This window comes from Bradyrhizobium genosp. A (genome assembly GCF_049949275.1).
In the GTDB taxonomy this organism is placed as follows: Bacteria; Pseudomonadota; Alphaproteobacteria; order Rhizobiales; family Xanthobacteraceae; genus Bradyrhizobium.
Window position 1 is genome coordinate 6,580,325 of the sequence record NZ_CP188196.1, and the last position, 17,112, is coordinate 6,597,436.

The window sequence follows — 17,112 nt, forward strand, 5'->3', positions numbered from 1 at the left end:
TCACATGCACAGGCTTGCGCTGTGCGTTTGGCTCGCCGCGATGACGAGCGCCGCGTTCGCGTTCGACAACGGCCAATACGACAACGTTCCGCCCGACATCCGCGCCTGGTTCAAGAGCGTGATCGCGCCGAACGGCGTGCCCTGCTGCGACATCTCCGACGGTCATCGCACCGACTACGACGTGCGCAAAGGCACCTATTGGGTACCGATCGAGGGACAATGGATGGAGGTGCCCGAGCGCGCCATCATCCGTGATCGCGGCAATCCGGTCGGTCATGCCGTCGTGTGGTACGTCCACCACCGCGGCGCCGTCATCATCAGTTGCTTCGTGCCCGCGGACGCAGTGTAGCGCGCGCGATGGCGCCCGGGTGCCGACGTCACAAAGGGGATAGCGGTCAGGCCGGGGAGTGATATCCTTAAAGCCTCAACCAGGGAGACCTTCGTGACCGACCTCTGCGCCGAAGACCTCGCCACCATCTATGCGAAGCCCACCCCGCGCGTGATCGCAAAGGCGCGTCCCGCGATCGACGTGCATGCAAAGAAGTTCATCGAGATGTCGCCGTTCTGCGTGCTCGCGACATCAGGCACCGACGGCAGCGTCGACGCCTCGCCGCGCGGCGGCGGCATCGGCTTCGTCCATGTCGCCGGCCCCAATCAGCTGCTGATGCCCGACCGCGCCGGCAACAACCGCATCGACAGTTTTCGCAACGTCGTCGAAGGCTCCGGCTTCGTGCATCTGCTGTTCTTCGTGCCGGGCATCGACGAGACGCTGCGCGTCGGCGGACGCGGCACGCTATCGGCCGATCCGGATCTGCTCGCCTCGATGGTCGAGTTCGGCAAACCGCCGCGCGCGGTGCTGAGCGTCGCTGTCAGCGAAGTCTATTTCCACTGTGGCAAGGCACTGATGCGCTCGAAGCTATGGGCGCCGGAGAAGGTGCAGCGCTCGGTGATGCCAAGCATCAGCCAGGTCATCCACGACCAGACCAGCCTCGGCGAGCCGGAGAGCCAGGAGATCGTGGAAGAGCGTTACAAGACGCAGCTGTAACTAGTGCCCTAACAAAAATGTCGTCCCGGCCTGCACCGGAACGATATGGGAGCGCGGGGCTGACGCCGGAGCTTAGTGCCCCTCGCCCTCGAGCCCGCCGACGTGCTTCTGGGTGTAGAGTTCGAGGCCGATGCGGCCGATCAGGTCGAGCTGGGTTTCGAGGAAGTCGATGTGGTGCTCCTCGTCGCTCATCAGCTTCTCGAACAGGTCGCGCGTGACGTAGTCCTTGACGCCGTGGCAGTAGGTCGCCGCTTCCTGGTAGAGCGCGCGCGCGCTCATCTCGGCGGCGAGATCGCACTCGATGATCTCCTTGACGTTCTGGCCGATGCGCAGGGGATCGAGCACCTGCATGTTCGGGAAGCCGTCGAGGAACAGGATACGCGCGGTGAGCTTGTCGGCGTGCTCCATCTCCTCGATGGACTCTTTGCGCCAGACCTTGGCCATGTCGAGGAGGCCCCAATTGTCGAGGAAGCGGTAGTGCAGCCAGTACTGGTTGATCGCAGTCAGCTCGTGACGCAGTGACTTGTTGAGATAGTCGATGACTTTTGCGTCGCCCTGCATGGTTCACTCCAGCTCTTAAAGTCCAAATCGGTCCTAAATCGAACTTAGAACGCTTCTAAGTGAGTTTAAGTGTGACGGCAACCGGCTACGGGGACGCAGTCGGGGGAAAAGCTCAGCCAACGAAGGGGAAGTTTCAGCAGGCCGCGAGGGCGAACTGGGCTGGTTGGGCCGTCTCGTCATTAGCGGCCACGGTGTGGCTATGCGGGCAGCCGGAGCAGCAGGACTGAGCGCAGGGGCCAAGCGCTTCGTCGATGATGGTCTTGATCGTCCGGGCGCAGCGGCCGCACTCGGCGCTACAGCCGAGGCATCCATAGACCTGCTTGGCATGACGCACGGCATCGTCGGACTCGGCGACGGCGGCGCGGATGTCGTCATCGCTCAGCACGTTACAAGAACAAACGATCATGGAAGCGGTGGGCCCTTCGGTGATGCACCATCATCGATATTTAACGGGCCGTCCGGATGCAAAAGGAAAAACCGCTATTTCAAGCTATTCCAAACTGGCCCGGAAACAGCCTAGAACGGCTCTAAAATAGGGAGCTGCGCTGGATCAAGATGATACCTGATGGGCCTAGTCGCTGCTCCCGCCTCCCCCACCATCGCCCCCGCCTCCGCAATCTCCACCCCCGCCGCTATCGCTCGTGGAGCAGCTGCCGCTGTCGGTTGAGCTTCCGGAACTGTCGCTGGAGAACCAGCTTCCAAGCGAGAAGCCGTCATTCGTGGGATCCGAATAACTGTCGCTTCCGCCGTTGCCGCCTGCCCTGGCGCGCGGGCGTGGGGTGCGGCTCTGCAAATGAGTTACCAGGGCATAACCGACCACGCCGACGGCCCCGAGGGCGATCAGGGCATTGGTCAGGACGTTCATCATCGCCTCCCAGGCTTGAAATCGGCCACGTCTACCAATTGGTCGCACCCGGCCGATGCGCCGTTCATTGATCATTCAAACGAAGTATGGAACTCTGGCCGCAAGAGTTCCGTGCACGCTGTGAAAGGTCGCCCCAATGAAGAAGTCGCTTATGGCGGTCGCCGCCGCCGCCACCCTGGTTTTAGCAGCAGGTACGCCGGCCCATGCACAGCGTGGTGTCGCTGCCGGCGTCGCCGCCGGGATCATCGGGGGCGCCATCGTCGGTGGCGCGCTGGCCTCCCCGTATTATTACGGACCCGGACCGGGCTACGCGTATGGCCCGGGTTACGGCCCCGGCTACTATCCGCCCCGCTACTACGCGCCGGGTCCCGGCTACGTCGCCGACGACTATTACGGCGATGGCTGTGTCTGGCAGAAGCAGCGCTTCTGGGACGGCTACGCCTGGCGCATCCGCCGTGTCAGAGTCTGCGGCTGAGGCGCGTCAGGCCGCTCGGTTGAACCGATTCAATTGAGCCGGTTCACTACGGATGAGCCGTTCATCTCCGGGCCTGAAAAAGACCGCTTTTTCTCATCACAGCTCTGTGTGCGTTTACCGTGGATTGACCATTTGCGCGCTTCCTAGCTGCAAGGCCAATTCCATCAGAGTGTGCGTGAACCTTTGAAACCCGGACGCTCCTAACGAGGTGCGTCCATCTCCCAGGAGAGCCAAGAGCATGAAGAAGACTATTGTTGCCGCCCTCACGGTTGCGACGATCGCCGGTTCGCTGGTGACCGCCACGCCGTCCGCCCAGGCCAATGACGGCGTCGGTGTCGGCATCGCGGCCGGCCTGCTCGGCGGCGCGATCATCGGCGGCGCCATCGCGTCAAGTCGTCCGGCCTATGGCGGCCCGGTCTATGTGGCGGAACCCGCCCCGCCCCCTTGCTACTGGCAGCGCCAGCGCTACTGGGACGGCTACGGCTGGGTCATCCGCCCGGTTCGCGTCTGCTACTGATCTGATCGCAGGGCGCTGATCAAGCGCCGCGATCGAAGCCCGGCCGAGACCATCGGCCGGGCTTTTTCCTTTTTGGCGGCTTTGTCAGCGCGCCCCCTGGATCGAGCGCAGCACCTCTTCGCTCGGCCAGCAATCGACCTTGAGCCCGGCCGACTTCTGATAGGCGCCAAGCGCAGCGCGCGTCTGCATGCCGGCCTTGCCGTCGATCTTATCCTTGTAGAGCCCGGCGCGCGTCAGCCCACGCTGCATCGCCTCGACGTCCTTCGTGCGCAACTGCTTCGACGCGGACCACGGCGTCGCAAACGGGAGCGGGCTCGTCATGCGGTCACTGAGATGACCGACGAACAGCACATAGAGGTCGGAGAAATTGTATTCCTTGATGACGAAGTAGTTCTTCGTGGTCAGGAACGCCGGACCGTAGATGCCCTCGGGCTGGAGCAGTGACGCCGGCTGCGCCTGCTCGGCTGCGCTGAGCCTCTCGCCGCGCACCGGCACAAAGCCTTCACGCAGCCACTGGCCGATCGGCTTCGTCACCTCGGGCACGCCGGTGGTGCAGTCGACCTTTGCCGGCGCCTTCACCTCATAGGCCCAGCGCACGCCGCTCTGCCAGCCCTTGTTGACGAGCTGTTGCGCAGCGGAGGCCAGCGCATCCGGCACCGAGTGCCAGATGTCGATGCGGCCGTCGCCGTCGAAATCGACGCCGTGCTTGTAATATTCGGACGGCAGGAACTGCGTGAGCCCGGTGGCGCCGGCCCAGGACGAGCGCATGTCCTTGCGCGTCACTACGCCCTCGCCGAGGATCTTCAGCGAGAGGATGAACTCGTTGCGATAGGTGTCCTTGCGCCGGCCGACATAGGCCTGCGTCGCCAGCACGCGGACGAGATCGTAAGGCAGCGTGTAGCGGCCGTAATCGGTCTCGCGTCCCCAGATCGCGAGCATCACGGTGGCGGGCACGCCGGAGCTCTTTTCGATCTTCGTCAGCGCGGCATTGTATTTCTGCAGCAACCGCTGCCCCTCGCCCGCGAGATTCGCAATCGAGCCTTCCCTGACATAGTCCGCGGGCACCTGCACGAATTCGGCCTGCGAGGGCGCGCCAGTCGCCGGCCGCCCGGGCAGGATCAGATCAGGCAGCTTGTAGTCCGGCTCGAGCCCGCGCGTCTGTTGATCGAACGTCGCGCGCGAGACGCCGGCCTCTTGCGCTTCCGGCCAGAGCGAGGCGATGAACTGCGTGAAGGCCGCGTCGGCGGCACGAACGGGCGACCAGCTGCAGGTGACCGCGATCACCGCAGCGAAGAGCGCCCGCCGCACCATCACGCCGTCACCGCGTCAGCTTCTTGTACTTCACACGGTGCGGGATGATGCTGTCCTGGCCGAGACGGCGCATCTTGTCCTTCTCGTAGTCCTGGAAGTTACCCTCAAACCATTCGACATGACTGTCGCCTTCGAAGGCCAGGATGTGGGTCGCGATGCGGTCGAGGAACCAGCGATCATGGCTGATGATGACGGCGCAGCCAGCGAAATCCTCCAGCGCCTCTTCGAGCGCGCGCAACGTGTCGACGTCGAGGTCGTTGGTCGGTTCGTCGAGCAGCAGCACGTTGGCGCCGGACTTCAGCATCTTGGCGAGATGCACGCGGTTGCGTTCACCGCCCGAGAGCGCGCCGACCTTCTTCTGCTGGTCGGCGCCCTTGAAGTTGAACGACGAGCAATAGCCGCGCGAGTTCACTTCTTTCTTGCCGAGCAGGATCAGCTCGTTGCCACCGGAGATCTCTTCCCACACGTTCTTGCTGCCATCGAGCGCGTCGCGCGACTGGTCGACATAGCCGAGATGCACGGTCTCGCCGACCGTGATGGTGCCCTTGTCCGGCGTCTCCTGCTTGGTGATCATCTTGAACAGCGTGGTCTTGCCGGCGCCGTTGGCGCCGATCACGCCGACGATACCGCCCGGCGGCAGCTTGAAGGTGAGATCGTCGATCAGGAGGCGATCGCCATAGCCTTTGCTGAGGGTTTCGAAATCGACGACGTTGGCGCCGAGACGTTCGGCAACCGGGATGATGATCTGCGCGGTCTGGGTCTGCTTGTCGCTCGCCTGCTTGAGCAGATCCTCATAACGCTGGTAGCGCGCCTTGGACTTGGCCTGGCGCGCCTTCGGCGAGGACGCGACCCATTCCTGCTCGCGTGCAATCGTCTTCTGATGCGCGGCGTCCTCGCGGCCTTCCTGCTCCAGCCGCTTCTGCTTCTGCACCAGCCAGGACGAGTAGTTGCCCTCGTAGGGAATGCCCTTTCCGCGATCGAGCTCGAGGATCCAGCTCGTGACGTTGTCGAGGAAGTAGCGATCATGGGTGACGATCAGGATCGCGCCGGGATAGCTGCGCAGATGGCCTTCCAGCCATGACACCGACTCGGCGTCGAGATGGTTGGTCGGTTCGTCCAGCAGCAAAAGCTCGGGCTGGTCGAGGAGCAGCTTGCACAAAGCAACGCGGCGGCGTTCACCGCCCGAGAGCTTCGTCACATCGGCATCGTCGGGCGGACAGCGCAGCGCGTCCATCGCCTGGTCGACCTTGCTGTCGAGATCCCAGAGGCCCTGGGCCTCGATCTCGTCTTGCAGCTTGGTCATCTCGTCGGCGGTCTCCTCGGAATAATTCATCGCCAGCTCATTGTAGCGATCGAGGATGGCCTTCTGCTTGGCGACGCCCAGCATGACGTTCTCGCGCACGGACAGCGTCGGATCGAGATGCGGCTCCTGCTCGAGATAGCCGACGCGCGCGCCCTCGGCGACCCAGGCCTCGCCGGTGTACTCCTTGTCGAGGCCCGCCATGATCTTGAGCAGGGTCGACTTACCGGAGCCGTTGACGCCGAGAACGCCGATCTTGGCGTCCGGGTAAAAGCTCAGGCGGATGTTGTCGAGCACCTTGCGGGTCGGATAGCTCTTGGTCAGGCCGTCCATGAAGTAGACAAATTGGCGCGCCATCGGTCCCGTGAAACCTTCAATTTGAGGATATTTGCTTGCTGCCGATGTAGCGATCCCGCCCCCAAAGGGCAATGTTTTCCCTCCGTTCACCACGGATGAATACTGGGCGGACACCATCCGGACCCCGATCCGGACAATTGAAACCATCTTTTAATAAATCAGGCCAAAGCTCGGTCTCGCGCGGAAACAGCGCCACCCGCTCAGAATGAACGGGGAGCACAGCGAGGCCCATCATGGCTCTGATCGAGACCAATTCCCTTCCCGTTCCGTTAGATGACGGCCGCGCCACCGCGCTCGTCTTGGAGATCAAGGGCTTCTGGAAGCGCTTCTTCGCCACGGCCTTCAACCCCTACCGACCCGAACTGCACTACATGCGCGGCCCGGGTCCTGCCTGGCGCGCCAAGCACGGCATGGACGGGCCGATCCGGCTGAAGCCCCGCGGCCTCTGAGCCGCCGTTCCCTCTCGGATTTTGCCTACGGATTCTTGAAGACCCAGACTGCTTGCGCGCAGGCGTGATTGCGCGCAACCATGGCCCGGTTCCGACGATGGCGCCCTCCGCCTGGCGCGCCACCTCTCGCCATGGATGAACGCTGATGACGCGGCTGCGCTGTGCAATTCTCGACGACTATTTCAACCTCGCCCTCGACGTCGCCGACTGGACGAAACTGTCCGACCGCGTCGATGCCACCGTGTTCAGCCATCCCTTCGCCTCCGAGCAAGCCGCAGCCAGCGCTCTGGCCGATTTCGACATCATCTGCGCGATGCGCGAGCGCACCGCGTTCCCCAAGAGCCTCTTCGAGCGCCTGCCGAAGCTGAAGCTGCTGCTTACCTCCGGCATGCGCAATGCCGCAATCGACATGGAGGCCGCGAAGGCGCGCGGCGTCACCATCGGCGGCACGCAATATTCCCGCGATCCGACCGCTCCGCTCGCCATGGGCCTGATCCTGGAACTGACCCGCGGCATCGGCCGCGAGAATGCGCGCATGCATGCCGGTGAGCCCTGGCAAACCTTTGCCGGTGTCGAGATCGAGGGTCTCACGCTCGGCGTTGTCGGCCTCGGCAAGCTCGGCACCAAGATGGCCGGCATTGCCAAGGCCTTCGGCATGAACGTGATTGCCTGGAGCCCGAACCTCACGCCGGAGAAGTGCGCGGCGGCCGGCGTCGGCTACGCCACCAAGGAGGAGCTGTTCGCCAAGGCTGATATCGTCACCATCCATGTTGTGCTGAGCGAGCGCTCACGCGGCCTCGTCAGCCGCGCGGACCTCGCGCGGATGAAGCCGACCGCCTTCGTCGTCAACACGGCGCGCGGGCCGATCGTGGACGAGCAGGCGCTGCTTGAGGCCTTGCAGCAGCGCAAGATCGCCGGCGCCGGCATCGACGTCTTCTCGGTCGAGCCACTGCCGGTCGATCATCCCTTCCGCAAGCTCGACAATCTCGTGCTGACGCCGCATCTCGGCTATGCGACCGAGGACGGCTTGCGCATCCATTACGGCCAGATGGTCGAGGCGATCGACGCCTTCACCATGGGCAACGAGCTGCCGCGCAAGCTCGCCTGAAGCGACGCAGACCTGAAGCGACGCAGACCTGAAATGACGAAGGGCGCACCAATGGCACGCCCTTCGGCAATCTGAATTGTCGCGACGCGCTTAGCGCACGGTGACTGGCGCGGGCAGCGGCGGCACGACTGTCGGCTGCGTACCCGGGACCGGGCCGGCTTGCGCAGCCATCGGAGCCGGCGCAGCCGATGCGGTCGCCGTTCCCAGTGCAGTACCGCCCTGCATAACCACCACGCGGGTGCCGACCTTGGCGCGGTCGAACAGATCCGAGACGTCTTCGTTCAGCATACCAATACAGCCGGAGGAGACGAACTTGCCGATCGTCGAGGGCTGGTTGGTGCCGTGGATGCGATACACGGTCGAGCCGAGATACATGGCGCGGGCACCGAGCGGATTGCCTTCGCCGCCGGCCATGAAGCGCGGCAGGTAGGGCTGGCGCTCGATCATTTCCGCCGGCGGATGCCAATCCGGCCACTCGGCCTTGCGGGTGATCTTCTGCACGCCGGTCCAGGTGAAGCCGTCGCGGCCGACGCGGACGCCATAGCGGATCGCACGGCCATTGCCGAGCACATAATAGAGATAGGTGTTCGGAGTATCGACCACGATGGTGCCGGCCGGCTCCTTGGTCTGGAACGCGACCTCCTGGCGGCGCAGGTTCGGCGCGAGTTGCGCCGGTGCCGCGTCAGGCTGCTCCTCGGGCGGCAGTGAGGCGACCGACATCGGCCGACCGTTGGGACCGGCGGCGGGCTGCTGCGAGACCGCGCCGGTCGCGGCCGGGCCACCAACGGCTTCCGGCGGACGCATGCCATCGTTGCCGGGCGCCTGGCCCGGACGGTCGGCATAGATCACCGCGGGCGGACCGGCGGGGCGGCCATAGCGCGGATCATCGGGTGACATCACCGGCCCCTGCGGCGGGGCGGCGGAATAGACCGGCGGAGCGCCAGCCGGACGGCCATAGCGCGGATCATCCGGCGACATTACCGGGCCCTGCGGCGGGGCGGCCGAGTAGACCGGCGGAGCGCCGGCCGGGCGGCCATAGCGCGGATCGTCAGCCGGACCGGGCGGCGGCAGCGAGGCCTGCGGCATCGCGTCGTCGTCATCTTCCAGCGCGTCGAAATTCGGGGTGCGGTCGCCGGGCCGGTATTCGGCCGGAGCGCCGTAGCTCGGCGCCTGCTGGACCGGATAGCTCTGGGCCTGTGCGAGCGAGGTTCCCGCCGCAGCGACTGTTGCGGCAGCGCATATCGTCAGAAAATGTTTGATCATCATCGCTCTTGTATAGTCCCCAGGCCCCGTCCGAGCCGTTAACGGCCAGATGACCGAAGATAGCGGCACATTCAAGACATGACAGGCTGATTTGTGCCTGTTTCGCGATTTGTGATGCAATCGCACATAGTTGCTCCGTTGCATCACGGGGATGGAAATCGCATCTCGCCGTAAATTGCCGGAGTCTTCCGCCCCGATTTTTACGGAACGGCGCAGAGACGTTGCGATATGGTCGAATCAGCCTGATTCGCCACCGATTTGAGCTCGAATCCCCGCGTGGCGAACGCGGCGCTCAGTACCGTCACCGCGTTCAGATGGCTCATGGGCCCTGGCGAGCCGCCGGGGCGGAAATTCGTAACCCGTCAATGCTTCCCGGCTTTCGCTTCCTGCTTGCCGCGATCCTGCTGTCTACCTCCGTCCTGGTGTTCGGCCTGGGAGCCGCCTCGCTATTGCGGGCGAGCCACGAGCAGTATGTCAGCAACCCCTCGTGGCGGAACGGCCCGCAGGAGCAGGTGTTCGCGCAAGCCTCCGAGCCGGCCCAGCCGGTGCTCGCGGCGCTCCGCGTGGAGCCGGTCGCGTCTGTTACCAATGAGGCGACGCCTGCGATGCGGGACCAGATCCCGAGCAACCAGGTCCCGAGCATCGGGCTGCCCGCGGTCGAGACCGGGCCCGAGCAGATGGCCGCAGTGACGCTCGAGGCCAAGGTCCAGCCTGAGCCTCAGGTCGCCGCCATCGCGCCACCTGCAGAGACGGCTCCGCCCGCCACCGAAGCGCCGGCTCCTGAGCCAGCCAAGAGCGAGGCTGCGGCTCCCGCGCCGGCTGACACACTGACCCCGGCCGACACGGCGGCTTCCACCGCGACGACAACGCCCGTACCAACCGTCAGCGCCACCGAGGTGGCGCGCACCGCGACACCGGCGCTGGCATCGCGCGTGAGCGACATTGCAGCAGCCAGGGTGGCTGCGCTGAACGACCTCGCACCGGCGAAGGTCAAGGCCGACAGCGCAGCGCCCGACAGCAAGCCGCGCGCGCCGAAGAAGCGTCACCGCATCGTGCGACGCCCGCCGCCTCAGCAGCTACAGCAGACGCTCGATCCGTTCGGCCGGCAACAGCAGACGCTCGCCACGACGGCCACGCGCACGCGCCAATAAGATTTAAGCCGGGCCAGTCGCGATCGGCGGGCCTTTTTCCTGGCCCCATTCAGACCATGAGCCGTCATAGAGCGCGGTGTCGGTGACCCCCAAGCGATAGAGCGCAAGCGTCAGCACGCCGGCGGAGACGCCGGAGCCGCAGCTCGTGACGATCGGCGCATCGAGCCTCACGCCGGCGCCGGTGAAGGCGGCGCGCAGATCCTCGAGCGGCTTCATCGTGCCAGTCGCGGCATCGAACAGCTGGTTGTAAGGCACATTGCGCGCGCCGGGGATGTGGCCGGAGCGGATGCCCGCGCGCGGTTCGGGGGCGCGGCCTTCGAAGCGGTCGGCGGCGCGCGCGTCGATCACCTGCTCGGCGCGGCTTTCGACATTGGCGATCAGCTGTTGCATGCTACGCACGCGCTTCGGATCGTAGCTCGCCTTGAACGTCGCAGCCTTCGGCTTGACCTCGCCGCTCTCGACGGCGCGGCCCTCGGCGCGCCACTTCTTCAGGCCGCCATTGAGGATACGCACATTGCTGTGGCCGAAGGCCAGGAACATCCACCACGCGCGCGGAGCCGCGACCCAGCCGCCGGCATCGTAGAGCACCACGGTGTCGGCATTGGAGATGCCGAGATTGCCGACGTCGCGGCCGAACTGCTCAGCGCTCGGATACATGTGCGGGAGCGGATTGGAATGGTCCGACACCGCATCGACGTCGAAGAACGCGGCACCCGGCAGATGCGCGGCGAGATAGTCATCCTTCGGCAGCGGCAGCACGCCCGGCAGCTTGAAGCTGGCGTCGAGCACTTTGACGTTGGCGTCGTTGATGTGGGCGGCGAGCCATTCGGTGGAGACGAGGGGATCGGTGGTCATTGCATGCTCCGGCAGTTGTCTCAGTCGTCATGCCCGGGGCTTGTCCCGGGCATCCACGGTCTTGCTGTCAGCGGGTGAGAACGTGGATGGCCGGGTCAAGCCCGGCCATGACGGAGTGTGTGTTACCTGCAGTATCCATCTCACCCCTTCTTCTTCGGCTCCCACTGCTCCGTCGGGCCGCCGGCGTCGCGCCAGGCGGCGTAGCCGCCGGCGATGTGGGCGACCGGCTTCAGGCCCATATCCTTTGCGGTCTTCGCGGCGAGCGCGGAGCGCATGCCGCCGGCGCAATGGAAGACGAACTTCTTGTCCTCCTGGAAGATCGGTTTTGCGTAGGGGCTCTGCGGATCGATCCAGAATTCGAGCATGCCGCGCGTACAGGAGAACGCGCCCGGGATGCGGCCGTCGCGCTCGATCTCGCGGGGGTCGCGGATGTCGACGATGACGACGTCGCCGTTCTTGGAGATCTCGATGGCATCCTTGGCGGTGAGCGTTTCGATCTCGGCATTGGCCTCGTCGATCAGCGCCTTGATGCCGCGGGTGATGTTTTGGGGCATGTGTTTCTCCCTCTTGTCTGCCGCCGCGCGGCCGCCCGGACTGACGGCGGATCACTAGTGCGTCAATTCCTTCATCGCCCCCTCAAGTCCCTCGATCGTGATCGGGAACATGCGGTTGGCAAAGATGCGTTTGATGATGGTGGTCGATTCCGAATAGTCCCAGTGCTTCTGAGCGACCGGATTGAGCCATACCGTATGCGGATAGGTGCGGATGATGCGGTCGAGCCAGACCGAGCCGGGCTCCTCGTTGACGTGCTCGACAGAGCCGCCGGGCACCATGATCTCGTAAGGCGACATCGAGGCGTCGCCGACGAACACGACCTTGTAGTCGTGCGGGTATTTGTGCAGCACGTCCCAGGTCGGCGTGCGGTCGGTGAAGCGGCGCTTGTTCTGCTTCCACACGCCTTCATAGAGGCAGTTGTGGAAGTAGAAATACTCCATGTGCTTGAACTCGCTCTTCGCCGCCGAGAACAGCTCCTCGACCTGCTCGATATGCGAATCCATGGAGCCGCCGATGTCGAAGAACACCAAAAGCTTCACCGCATTGCGCCGCTCCGGACGCATGTGGACGTCGAGATAACCGTGATTGGCGGTCTCGCGGATGGTGGTGTCGAGATCGAGCTCGTCAGGTGCGCCGGTGCGCGCGAACTTGCGCAGGCGGCGCAGCGCCACCTTGATGTTGCGAATGCCGAGCTCGACATTGCCGTCGAGATCCTTAAACTCGCGCTTGTCCCACACCTTCACGGCACGGTTGTTGCGGTTCTTCTCCTGGCCGATACGAACGCCTTCGGGATTGTAACCGTGCGCGCCGAACGGCGAGGTGCCGGCGGTGCCGATCCATTTCGAGCCGCCCTGGTGGCGGCCCTTCTGCTCCTCGAGGCGCTTCTTCAAAGTCTCCATGAGCTTGTCCCAGCCCATGGCCTCGATCTGCTTCTTCTCTTCCTCGCTGAGGTATTTCTCGGCGAGCTTCTTCAGCCATTCCTCGGGGATCTCCGCCTTCTCCATGGCGTCGAGCAGGCTTTCCAGCCCCTTGAACACCGTGCCGAAGACGCGGTCGAACTTGTCGAGGTTACGCTCGTCCTTCACCAGCGAGGTGCGCGACAGATAGTAGAAGTTCTCGACCGAATAATCCGACAGGTCGGCGTCGAGCGCCTCCATCAGCGTGAGGTATTCGCGCAGCGTCACGGGGACCTGCGCATCGCGCAGAGAGGTGAAGAATTGCAGGAACATGGGTGACAGATTGCCCGTCGGGTGGCGAACGTCAAGGGGCGGAGACCGGCGTGGAGCGCTGGACCGGTGGGCTTTTTGCTCTAGAATTGAGGCTTCGAGGGCTTGTTTGGGGGACGTTGGCAATGGGAATTCTCGCAGCACTGATCATTGGCGCGATCGCCGGCTGGTTAGCCGGGAAGATTGTCCACGGGGCGGGATTTGGGCTGATCGGCAACATCGTCGTCGGCATCATCGGCGCGCTCGTCGCAGGCTGGGTACTGCCCCAGCTGCACATCGAGCTTGCGACCGGCACGGTTGGCGCCATCGTGGATGCAACGGTCGGTGCGGTGATTGTGCTCGTCATCCTTTCGCTGATAAAACGGGTCTGAAAGCCTGACCGAACCAGGAACGGCCGCCACGTGCGGCCGTTCCCACGTCGCGACCGAGGACCGCTTCGGCCGACGACCAACAAGGACGCGCAATGAAATTTACCGGCACCAAGGACTATGTTGCGACCGACGATCTCAAGGTCGCCGTCAATGCCTCGATCGTGCTGGAGCGCCCGCTCCTCATCAAGGGCGAGCCCGGCACCGGCAAGACGGTGCTGGCGGAGGAAGTGGCGAAGGCGCTGAACGCGCCGCTCTTGACCTGGCACATCAAGTCCACCACCAAGGCGCAGCAGGGCCTCTACGAATACGACGCCGTGTCGCGCCTGCGCGACAGCCAGCTCGGCGACAGCAGGGTCTCCGACATCAAGAACTACATCAAGCGCGGCAAGCTGTGGGACGCGTTCGCCGCCGAGCAGCGCCCGGTGCTGCTGATCGACGAGATCGACAAGGCTGACATCGAATTCCCGAATGACCTGCTGCTCGAGCTCGATCGCATGGAATTCCATGTCTACGAGACCGGCGAGACGATCAAGGCCAAGCAGCGCCCGATCATGATGATCACCTCCAACAACGAGAAGGAGCTGCCGGACGCCTTCCTGCGCCGCTGCTTCTTCCACTACATCAAGTTCCCCGACGCCGACACGATGGGGCGCATCGTCGACGTCCACTTCCCCGGCATCAAGAAGCGCCTGGTCGAGGAAGCACTGCGCATCTTCTTCGAGGTGCGCGAAGTGCCCGGCCTGAAGAAGAAGCCGTCGACGTCGGAGCTGCTGGACTGGCTCAAGCTGCTGCTCAACGAGGACATGAGCGTCGAGCAACTGCGCGAGCGCGACCCGCGCAAGCTGATCCCGCCGCTGCACGGCGCGCTGCTCAAGAACGAGCAGGACGTGCATCTGTTCGAGCGGCTGGCGTTCCTGAGCCGGCGGGAAGTGTAGGCTTCTCGTGTCCCGGACGCGCAGCAGCGCTCGCGCTGCTGCGCAGAGCCGGGACCCAGAAGGCGACACGGATTGCTCGGAGACATGGGCCCCGGCTCTGCAGCGCACCGCTGAAGTAGCGCTGCGCCGCGTCCGGGGCACGAGAGCGAGGTTTGGCGGACGCTCTCTCCAACTTCGTCATTGCGAGCGCAGCGAAGCAATCCAGAATCCCTCCGCGGAACGACTCTGGATTGCTTCGCTGCGCTCGCAATGACGGAGTTTGAGGCAACGGCCTCGCTCTTCCAGTTTGCAGTTTGAATTGCAAACACACGCCCGCATCCTCCGCGGCGCATCTAGCCCGAGCTTTGGAGCGACGGTGGGCACGGCGCGTTGCGCCTTTGCCCACCCTACGCAGCTGTGCCCGCCACCGCATCCGGAATGCGCGCGGCTTCCATCGGCGCCTTGCCGCGGATGAGGTCCGAGGCGCGGTCGGCGATCATCATGGTGGATGCGTTGAGGTTCGCCGAGATCATGCGGGGCATCACCGAGGCGTCGATGACGCGGAGGCCCTCCAGGCCGTGGACGCGGAGCTGGTCGTCGACCACCGCCCAGGTGGACTCCGCCGGGCCCATGCGGCAGGTGCAGCCGGGGTGGAAGGTGGTGGTGCCGCGCTCGGTGGCGGCGGCGAGGAATTCGTCGTCGGTGTTGATGTTCGGCCCCGGAAAATCCTCGTAGGCGTAATAGGGCGACAGCGGTGCGGACTTCAAAAGGCGCCGAGCGAGCTTCATGCCGCCGACGATGACGCGGCGATCAAGCTCGGCGGCCAGATAATTGGTCTGGATGATCGGCGGCGCGAACGGATCCGACGAGCGGATGCGGACATAGCCGCGGCTTTCGGGGCGCTGCTGCCAGGAGGCCACCGTCATGCCGGGCTCGTCCTCGAGCTGACCCTGCACGCCTTCTTTATAAGAAGCAGGCGTGAAGGTGAGCTGGAGATCGGAAGAGTCCGCGCTCTCGCCGGAATGCCAGAAGCAATAGACCATGGTCGGCGACAGCGACAGCAGGCCGCGGCGCGTCGTCGCCCATTTCAGCGCTTCGATCCAGAGCGAGAAACCACGACGAAGCTCGTTGATGGTCTTGATGTCTTTGACGCGCGCCACCGTTCGCGGGGCGTAGTGGTCCTGCAGGCCCTCGCCGACGGGTAGCGCGTGACGCACCTGGATGCCGTGGGCGCCGAGCAGCTCGGGCGAGCCGATGCCGGAGAGCTGCAGCAACTGCGGAGAATTATAGGTGCCGCCGGACAGGATCACTTCCTTGTTGGCGCGAACCTCGACCGGTGTACCACCCTTGCCGCCCTTGGTGTAGCGCACGCCGACGGCGCGCTTGCCCTCGAAAATGATCTCGGTCGCATGCGCATGGGTCTGCACATGCACGTTCGGCCGCTTCATCGCGGGCTTCAGGAACGCGGTCGAGCCGGACACGCGCAGGCCCTTATCGATGGTACGCTGGCAGTAGGAGACGCCCTCCTGAATCCCGCCGTTGTAGTCGGGGTTGCGGGGAATGCCGAGCGAGACCGCGCCTTCCATGAAGGCTTCGCAGAGCGGATCGCGCCAATCCATCGTGGTGACGGTGAGGTTCCCGTCGCGCCCGCGAAAAGTGTTGTCCCCCTCGCCGACCCGCTTTTCCAGCCGCTTGAAATAGGGCAGCACGTCGGCATAACCCCAGCCGCGATTGCCCATCTGCGCCCAGGTGTCGAAATCCATGCGCTGGCCGCGGTTGTAGATGTGGCCGTTGATCGAGGACGAGCCGCCGAGCGTCTTGCCGCGCGGCGCGTAGATGCTACGCCCGCCGGTGTACGGCCCGACCTCCTGCTGGTAGGCCCAATTGATGCTCTTCATGTGGAAGGTCTTGATGAAACCCGCGGGCAGGTGAATGTAGGGGTGCCAGTCGCTCGGGCCCGCCTCCAGCACGCAGACGCTGGTGTTGGGATCTTCGCTGAGCCGGCTGGTGAGGACGCAACCGGCGGAGCCCGCGCCGACGATCACATAGTCAAATCTATCCATGGTGCCTCGGCCGCCTTTAGCGCGGCTTGTCGTTGAGCTGATATTCGAGATGGGCCTTCACCGTCGGCCATTCCGCGGCGGTGATGCTGTACACGACGGTGTCGCGCAGCGTGCCGTTCGGCGCGACCTGATGGCTGCGCAGAATGCCGTCCTGCTTGGCGCCGAGGCGCTCGATGGCGCGGCGGCTCTGGTGATTGAAGAAATGCGTGCGGAATTCGACCGCGATGCAGCTCAGCGTCTCGAAGGCGTGGGTGAGCAGCAACAGCTTGCACTGGGTGTTGAGCGGCCCGCGCTGCGCGCTCTTGCCATACCAGGTCGAGCCGATCTCGACGCGGCGATTGGCGGCATCGATGTTCATGTAGGTGGTCTGGCCGACGATCTTGCCGCCGGCGTCGAACACCGTGAACGGCAGCATCGAGCCCGCTGCCTGAAGGCCGAGACGGCGGTCGATCTCCTTGGCCACGTTCTCCGGCGTCGGGATCGCGGTGTACCAGATCGTGTAGAGCTCGCCGTCCTTCACGGCCACCACCAGCCCCTCGCGATGCTCTTTCGACAGCGGCTCGAGACGGGCGTGCTGTCCACGCAGGGTGATGGGATCAGGCCAGGGCATTGAAGTCTCTCCTTACGTCATTGCGAGCGAAGCGAAGCAATCCAGACTGAAAGACCCTCATCCTGAGGAGCTTGCGAAGCAAGCGTCTCGAAGGATGAAGGCCCGGCTGGTGGCCT

20 protein-coding genes are annotated in these 17,112 nt (G+C 64.5%); 9 read left to right on the forward strand and 11 right to left on the reverse strand.

What is annotated here, in order from left to right:
* Positions 1–4: 4 nt before the first annotated feature.
* Both ACP2YP_RS30895 and ACP2YP_RS30900 read left to right on the forward strand, forming a co-directional pair.
* Positions 5–349 carry a hypothetical protein gene (locus ACP2YP_RS30895; protein WP_426419997.1) on the forward strand — a complete coding sequence of 115 codons (345 nt, stop codon included), beginning with the start codon at positions 5–7 and terminating at the stop codon, positions 347–349.
* A 93-nt stretch (positions 350–442) separates the two neighbouring features.
* On the forward strand, positions 443–1,045 hold the full coding sequence (locus ACP2YP_RS30900) for an MSMEG_1061 family FMN-dependent PPOX-type flavoprotein (RefSeq protein WP_426419998.1): 603 nt from the start codon (positions 443–445) through the stop codon (positions 1,043–1,045).
* A 72-nt stretch (positions 1,046–1,117) separates the two neighbouring features.
* Here ACP2YP_RS30900 and bfr read toward each other — a convergent pair whose 3' ends face one another.
* The gene (bfr, locus tag ACP2YP_RS30905; protein WP_027529403.1) at positions 1,118–1,606 is read right to left on the reverse strand and encodes a bacterioferritin; all 489 of its coding nucleotides are present in this window, start codon (positions 1,604–1,606) and stop codon (positions 1,118–1,120) included.
* Positions 1,607–1,739: 133 nt separating this feature from the next.
* A complete protein-coding gene (locus tag ACP2YP_RS30910; protein ID WP_247006817.1) occupies positions 1,740–2,012 on the reverse strand; it encodes a (2Fe-2S)-binding protein in 273 nt (90 codons plus the stop codon).
* A gap of 595 nt (positions 2,013–2,607) precedes the next feature.
* On the opposite strand from ACP2YP_RS30910, the gene ACP2YP_RS30915 reads away from it, so the two are divergent.
* Together ACP2YP_RS30915 and ACP2YP_RS30920 are read left to right on the forward strand one after the other, a co-directional pair.
* Positions 2,608–2,946: a hypothetical protein gene (locus ACP2YP_RS30915; protein ID WP_334527567.1), complete on the forward strand. Its 339-nt coding sequence runs from the start codon at positions 2,608–2,610 to the stop codon at positions 2,944–2,946.
* A gap of 238 nt (positions 2,947–3,184) precedes the next feature.
* Positions 3,185–3,463: a hypothetical protein gene (locus ACP2YP_RS30920; protein WP_426419999.1), complete on the forward strand. Its 279-nt coding sequence runs from the start codon at positions 3,185–3,187 to the stop codon at positions 3,461–3,463.
* An 84-nt stretch (positions 3,464–3,547) separates the two neighbouring features.
* On the opposite strand, the gene ACP2YP_RS30925 is transcribed toward ACP2YP_RS30920, so the two are convergent.
* From ACP2YP_RS30925 to ACP2YP_RS30935, 3 genes are read right to left on the reverse strand one after another with little or no spacing between them, the layout of a single operon-like run.
* Positions 3,548–4,774, reverse strand: coding sequence for a lytic murein transglycosylase (locus tag ACP2YP_RS30925; protein ID WP_426420000.1), 1,227 nt, complete (start codon positions 4,772–4,774; stop codon positions 3,548–3,550).
* 7 nt (positions 4,775–4,781) lie between these two features.
* Positions 4,782–6,431: an energy-dependent translational throttle protein EttA gene (gene ettA, locus ACP2YP_RS30930; protein ID WP_426420001.1), complete on the reverse strand. Its 1,650-nt coding sequence runs from the start codon at positions 6,429–6,431 to the stop codon at positions 4,782–4,784.
* A 16-nt stretch (positions 6,432–6,447) separates the two neighbouring features.
* A complete protein-coding gene (locus ACP2YP_RS30935) occupies positions 6,448–6,666 on the reverse strand; it encodes a hypothetical protein (RefSeq protein ID WP_426420002.1) in 219 nt (72 codons plus the stop codon).
* On the opposite strand from ACP2YP_RS30935, the gene ACP2YP_RS30940 reads away from it, so the two are divergent.
* On the forward strand, positions 6,665–6,880 hold the full coding sequence (locus tag ACP2YP_RS30940; RefSeq protein WP_426420003.1) for a hypothetical protein: 216 nt from the start codon (positions 6,665–6,667) through the stop codon (positions 6,878–6,880). The genes ACP2YP_RS30935 and ACP2YP_RS30940 overlap by 2 nt on opposite strands.
* A gap of 145 nt (positions 6,881–7,025) precedes the next feature.
* Entirely contained in the window at positions 7,026–7,988 is a 963-nt protein-coding gene (locus ACP2YP_RS30945) for a D-2-hydroxyacid dehydrogenase family protein (RefSeq protein ID WP_426420004.1), read from the forward strand.
* Between the two features lie 90 nt (positions 7,989–8,078).
* Here ACP2YP_RS30945 and ACP2YP_RS30950 read toward each other — a convergent pair whose 3' ends face one another.
* Complete coding sequence (locus ACP2YP_RS30950) at positions 8,079–9,251, reverse strand: L,D-transpeptidase family protein (protein WP_426420005.1); 1,173 nt, start codon at positions 9,249–9,251, stop codon at positions 8,079–8,081.
* A 365-nt stretch (positions 9,252–9,616) separates the two neighbouring features.
* On the opposite strand from ACP2YP_RS30950, the gene ACP2YP_RS30955 reads away from it, so the two are divergent.
* The gene (locus ACP2YP_RS30955; RefSeq protein ID WP_426420006.1) at positions 9,617–10,402 is read left to right on the forward strand and encodes a hypothetical protein; all 786 of its coding nucleotides are present in this window, start codon (positions 9,617–9,619) and stop codon (positions 10,400–10,402) included.
* Between the two features lie 3 nt (positions 10,403–10,405).
* Here ACP2YP_RS30955 and sseA read toward each other — a convergent pair whose 3' ends face one another.
* From sseA to ACP2YP_RS30970, 3 genes are all read right to left on the reverse strand, one after another.
* Positions 10,406–11,257 (reverse strand): 3-mercaptopyruvate sulfurtransferase, encoded by an 852-nt coding sequence (gene sseA, locus ACP2YP_RS30960; protein ID WP_426420007.1) that lies wholly within the window; start codon positions 11,255–11,257, stop codon positions 10,406–10,408.
* Between the two features lie 140 nt (positions 11,258–11,397).
* The gene (locus ACP2YP_RS30965; protein WP_426420008.1) at positions 11,398–11,811 is read right to left on the reverse strand and encodes a rhodanese-like domain-containing protein; all 414 of its coding nucleotides are present in this window, start codon (positions 11,809–11,811) and stop codon (positions 11,398–11,400) included.
* A 54-nt stretch (positions 11,812–11,865) separates the two neighbouring features.
* Positions 11,866–13,041, reverse strand: coding sequence for a vWA domain-containing protein (locus ACP2YP_RS30970; protein ID WP_426420009.1), 1,176 nt, complete (start codon positions 13,039–13,041; stop codon positions 11,866–11,868).
* Between the two features lie 122 nt (positions 13,042–13,163).
* Between ACP2YP_RS30970 and ACP2YP_RS30975 the strand changes: the two genes are divergently transcribed.
* Both ACP2YP_RS30975 and ACP2YP_RS30980 read left to right on the forward strand, forming a co-directional pair.
* On the forward strand, positions 13,164–13,409 hold the full coding sequence (locus tag ACP2YP_RS30975) for a GlsB/YeaQ/YmgE family stress response membrane protein (RefSeq protein ID WP_426426320.1): 246 nt from the start codon (positions 13,164–13,166) through the stop codon (positions 13,407–13,409).
* Between the two features lie 92 nt (positions 13,410–13,501).
* A complete protein-coding gene (locus tag ACP2YP_RS30980) occupies positions 13,502–14,344 on the forward strand; it encodes an AAA family ATPase (protein WP_200469484.1) in 843 nt (280 codons plus the stop codon).
* A 386-nt stretch (positions 14,345–14,730) separates the two neighbouring features.
* Here the strand turns inward: ACP2YP_RS30980 and ACP2YP_RS30985 are convergent, their stop codons facing one another.
* Together ACP2YP_RS30985 and ACP2YP_RS30990 are read right to left on the reverse strand one after the other, a co-directional pair.
* Positions 14,731–16,386 carry a GMC family oxidoreductase gene (locus tag ACP2YP_RS30985; protein WP_426420010.1) on the reverse strand — a complete coding sequence of 552 codons (1,656 nt, stop codon included), beginning with the start codon at positions 16,384–16,386 and terminating at the stop codon, positions 14,731–14,733.
* Positions 16,387–16,402: 16 nt separating this feature from the next.
* On the reverse strand, positions 16,403–16,996 hold the full coding sequence (locus tag ACP2YP_RS30990) for a GNAT family N-acetyltransferase (RefSeq protein WP_426420011.1): 594 nt from the start codon (positions 16,994–16,996) through the stop codon (positions 16,403–16,405).
* Positions 16,997–17,112 lie beyond the last annotated feature (116 nt).

Coding starts and splice junctions, on each gene's coding strand:
- ettA (WP_426420001.1), bottom strand. CDS start 6,431: ATGGCGCGCCAATTTGTCTACTTCATGGACGGCCTGACCAAGAGCTAT.
- ACP2YP_RS30990 (WP_426420011.1), bottom strand. CDS start 16,996: ATGCCCTGGCCTGATCCCATCACCCTGCGTGGACAGCACGCCCGTCTC.
- ACP2YP_RS30935 (WP_426420002.1), bottom strand. CDS start 6,666: ATGATGGGCCTCGCTGTGCTCCCCGTTCATTCTGAGCGGGTGGCGCTG.
- ACP2YP_RS30970 (WP_426420009.1), bottom strand. CDS start 13,041: ATGTTCCTGCAATTCTTCACCTCTCTGCGCGATGCGCAGGTCCCCGTG.
- ACP2YP_RS30910 (WP_247006817.1), bottom strand. CDS start 2,012: ATGATCGTTTGTTCTTGTAACGTGCTGAGCGATGACGACATCCGCGCC.
- ACP2YP_RS30975 (WP_426426320.1), top strand. CDS start 13,164: ATGGGAATTCTCGCAGCACTGATCATTGGCGCGATCGCCGGCTGGTTA.
- ACP2YP_RS30925 (WP_426420000.1), bottom strand. CDS start 4,774: ATGGTGCGGCGGGCGCTCTTCGCTGCGGTGATCGCGGTCACCTGCAGC.
- ACP2YP_RS30915 (WP_334527567.1), top strand. CDS start 2,608: ATGAAGAAGTCGCTTATGGCGGTCGCCGCCGCCGCCACCCTGGTTTTA.
- ACP2YP_RS30985 (WP_426420010.1), bottom strand. CDS start 16,386: ATGGATAGATTTGACTATGTGATCGTCGGCGCGGGCTCCGCCGGTTGC.
- sseA (WP_426420007.1), bottom strand. CDS start 11,257: ATGACCACCGATCCCCTCGTCTCCACCGAATGGCTCGCCGCCCACATC.
- ACP2YP_RS30895 (WP_426419997.1), top strand. CDS start 5: ATGCACAGGCTTGCGCTGTGCGTTTGGCTCGCCGCGATGACGAGCGCC.
- ACP2YP_RS30965 (WP_426420008.1), bottom strand. CDS start 11,811: ATGCCCCAAAACATCACCCGCGGCATCAAGGCGCTGATCGACGAGGCC.
- ACP2YP_RS30945 (WP_426420004.1), top strand. CDS start 7,026: ATGACGCGGCTGCGCTGTGCAATTCTCGACGACTATTTCAACCTCGCC.
- ACP2YP_RS30920 (WP_426419999.1), top strand. CDS start 3,185: ATGAAGAAGACTATTGTTGCCGCCCTCACGGTTGCGACGATCGCCGGT.
- ACP2YP_RS30980 (WP_200469484.1), top strand. CDS start 13,502: ATGAAATTTACCGGCACCAAGGACTATGTTGCGACCGACGATCTCAAG.
- bfr (WP_027529403.1), bottom strand. CDS start 1,606: ATGCAGGGCGACGCAAAAGTCATCGACTATCTCAACAAGTCACTGCGT.
- ACP2YP_RS30955 (WP_426420006.1), top strand. CDS start 9,617: ATGCTTCCCGGCTTTCGCTTCCTGCTTGCCGCGATCCTGCTGTCTACC.
- ACP2YP_RS30950 (WP_426420005.1), bottom strand. CDS start 9,251: ATGATCAAACATTTTCTGACGATATGCGCTGCCGCAACAGTCGCTGCG.
- ACP2YP_RS30940 (WP_426420003.1), top strand. CDS start 6,665: ATGGCTCTGATCGAGACCAATTCCCTTCCCGTTCCGTTAGATGACGGC.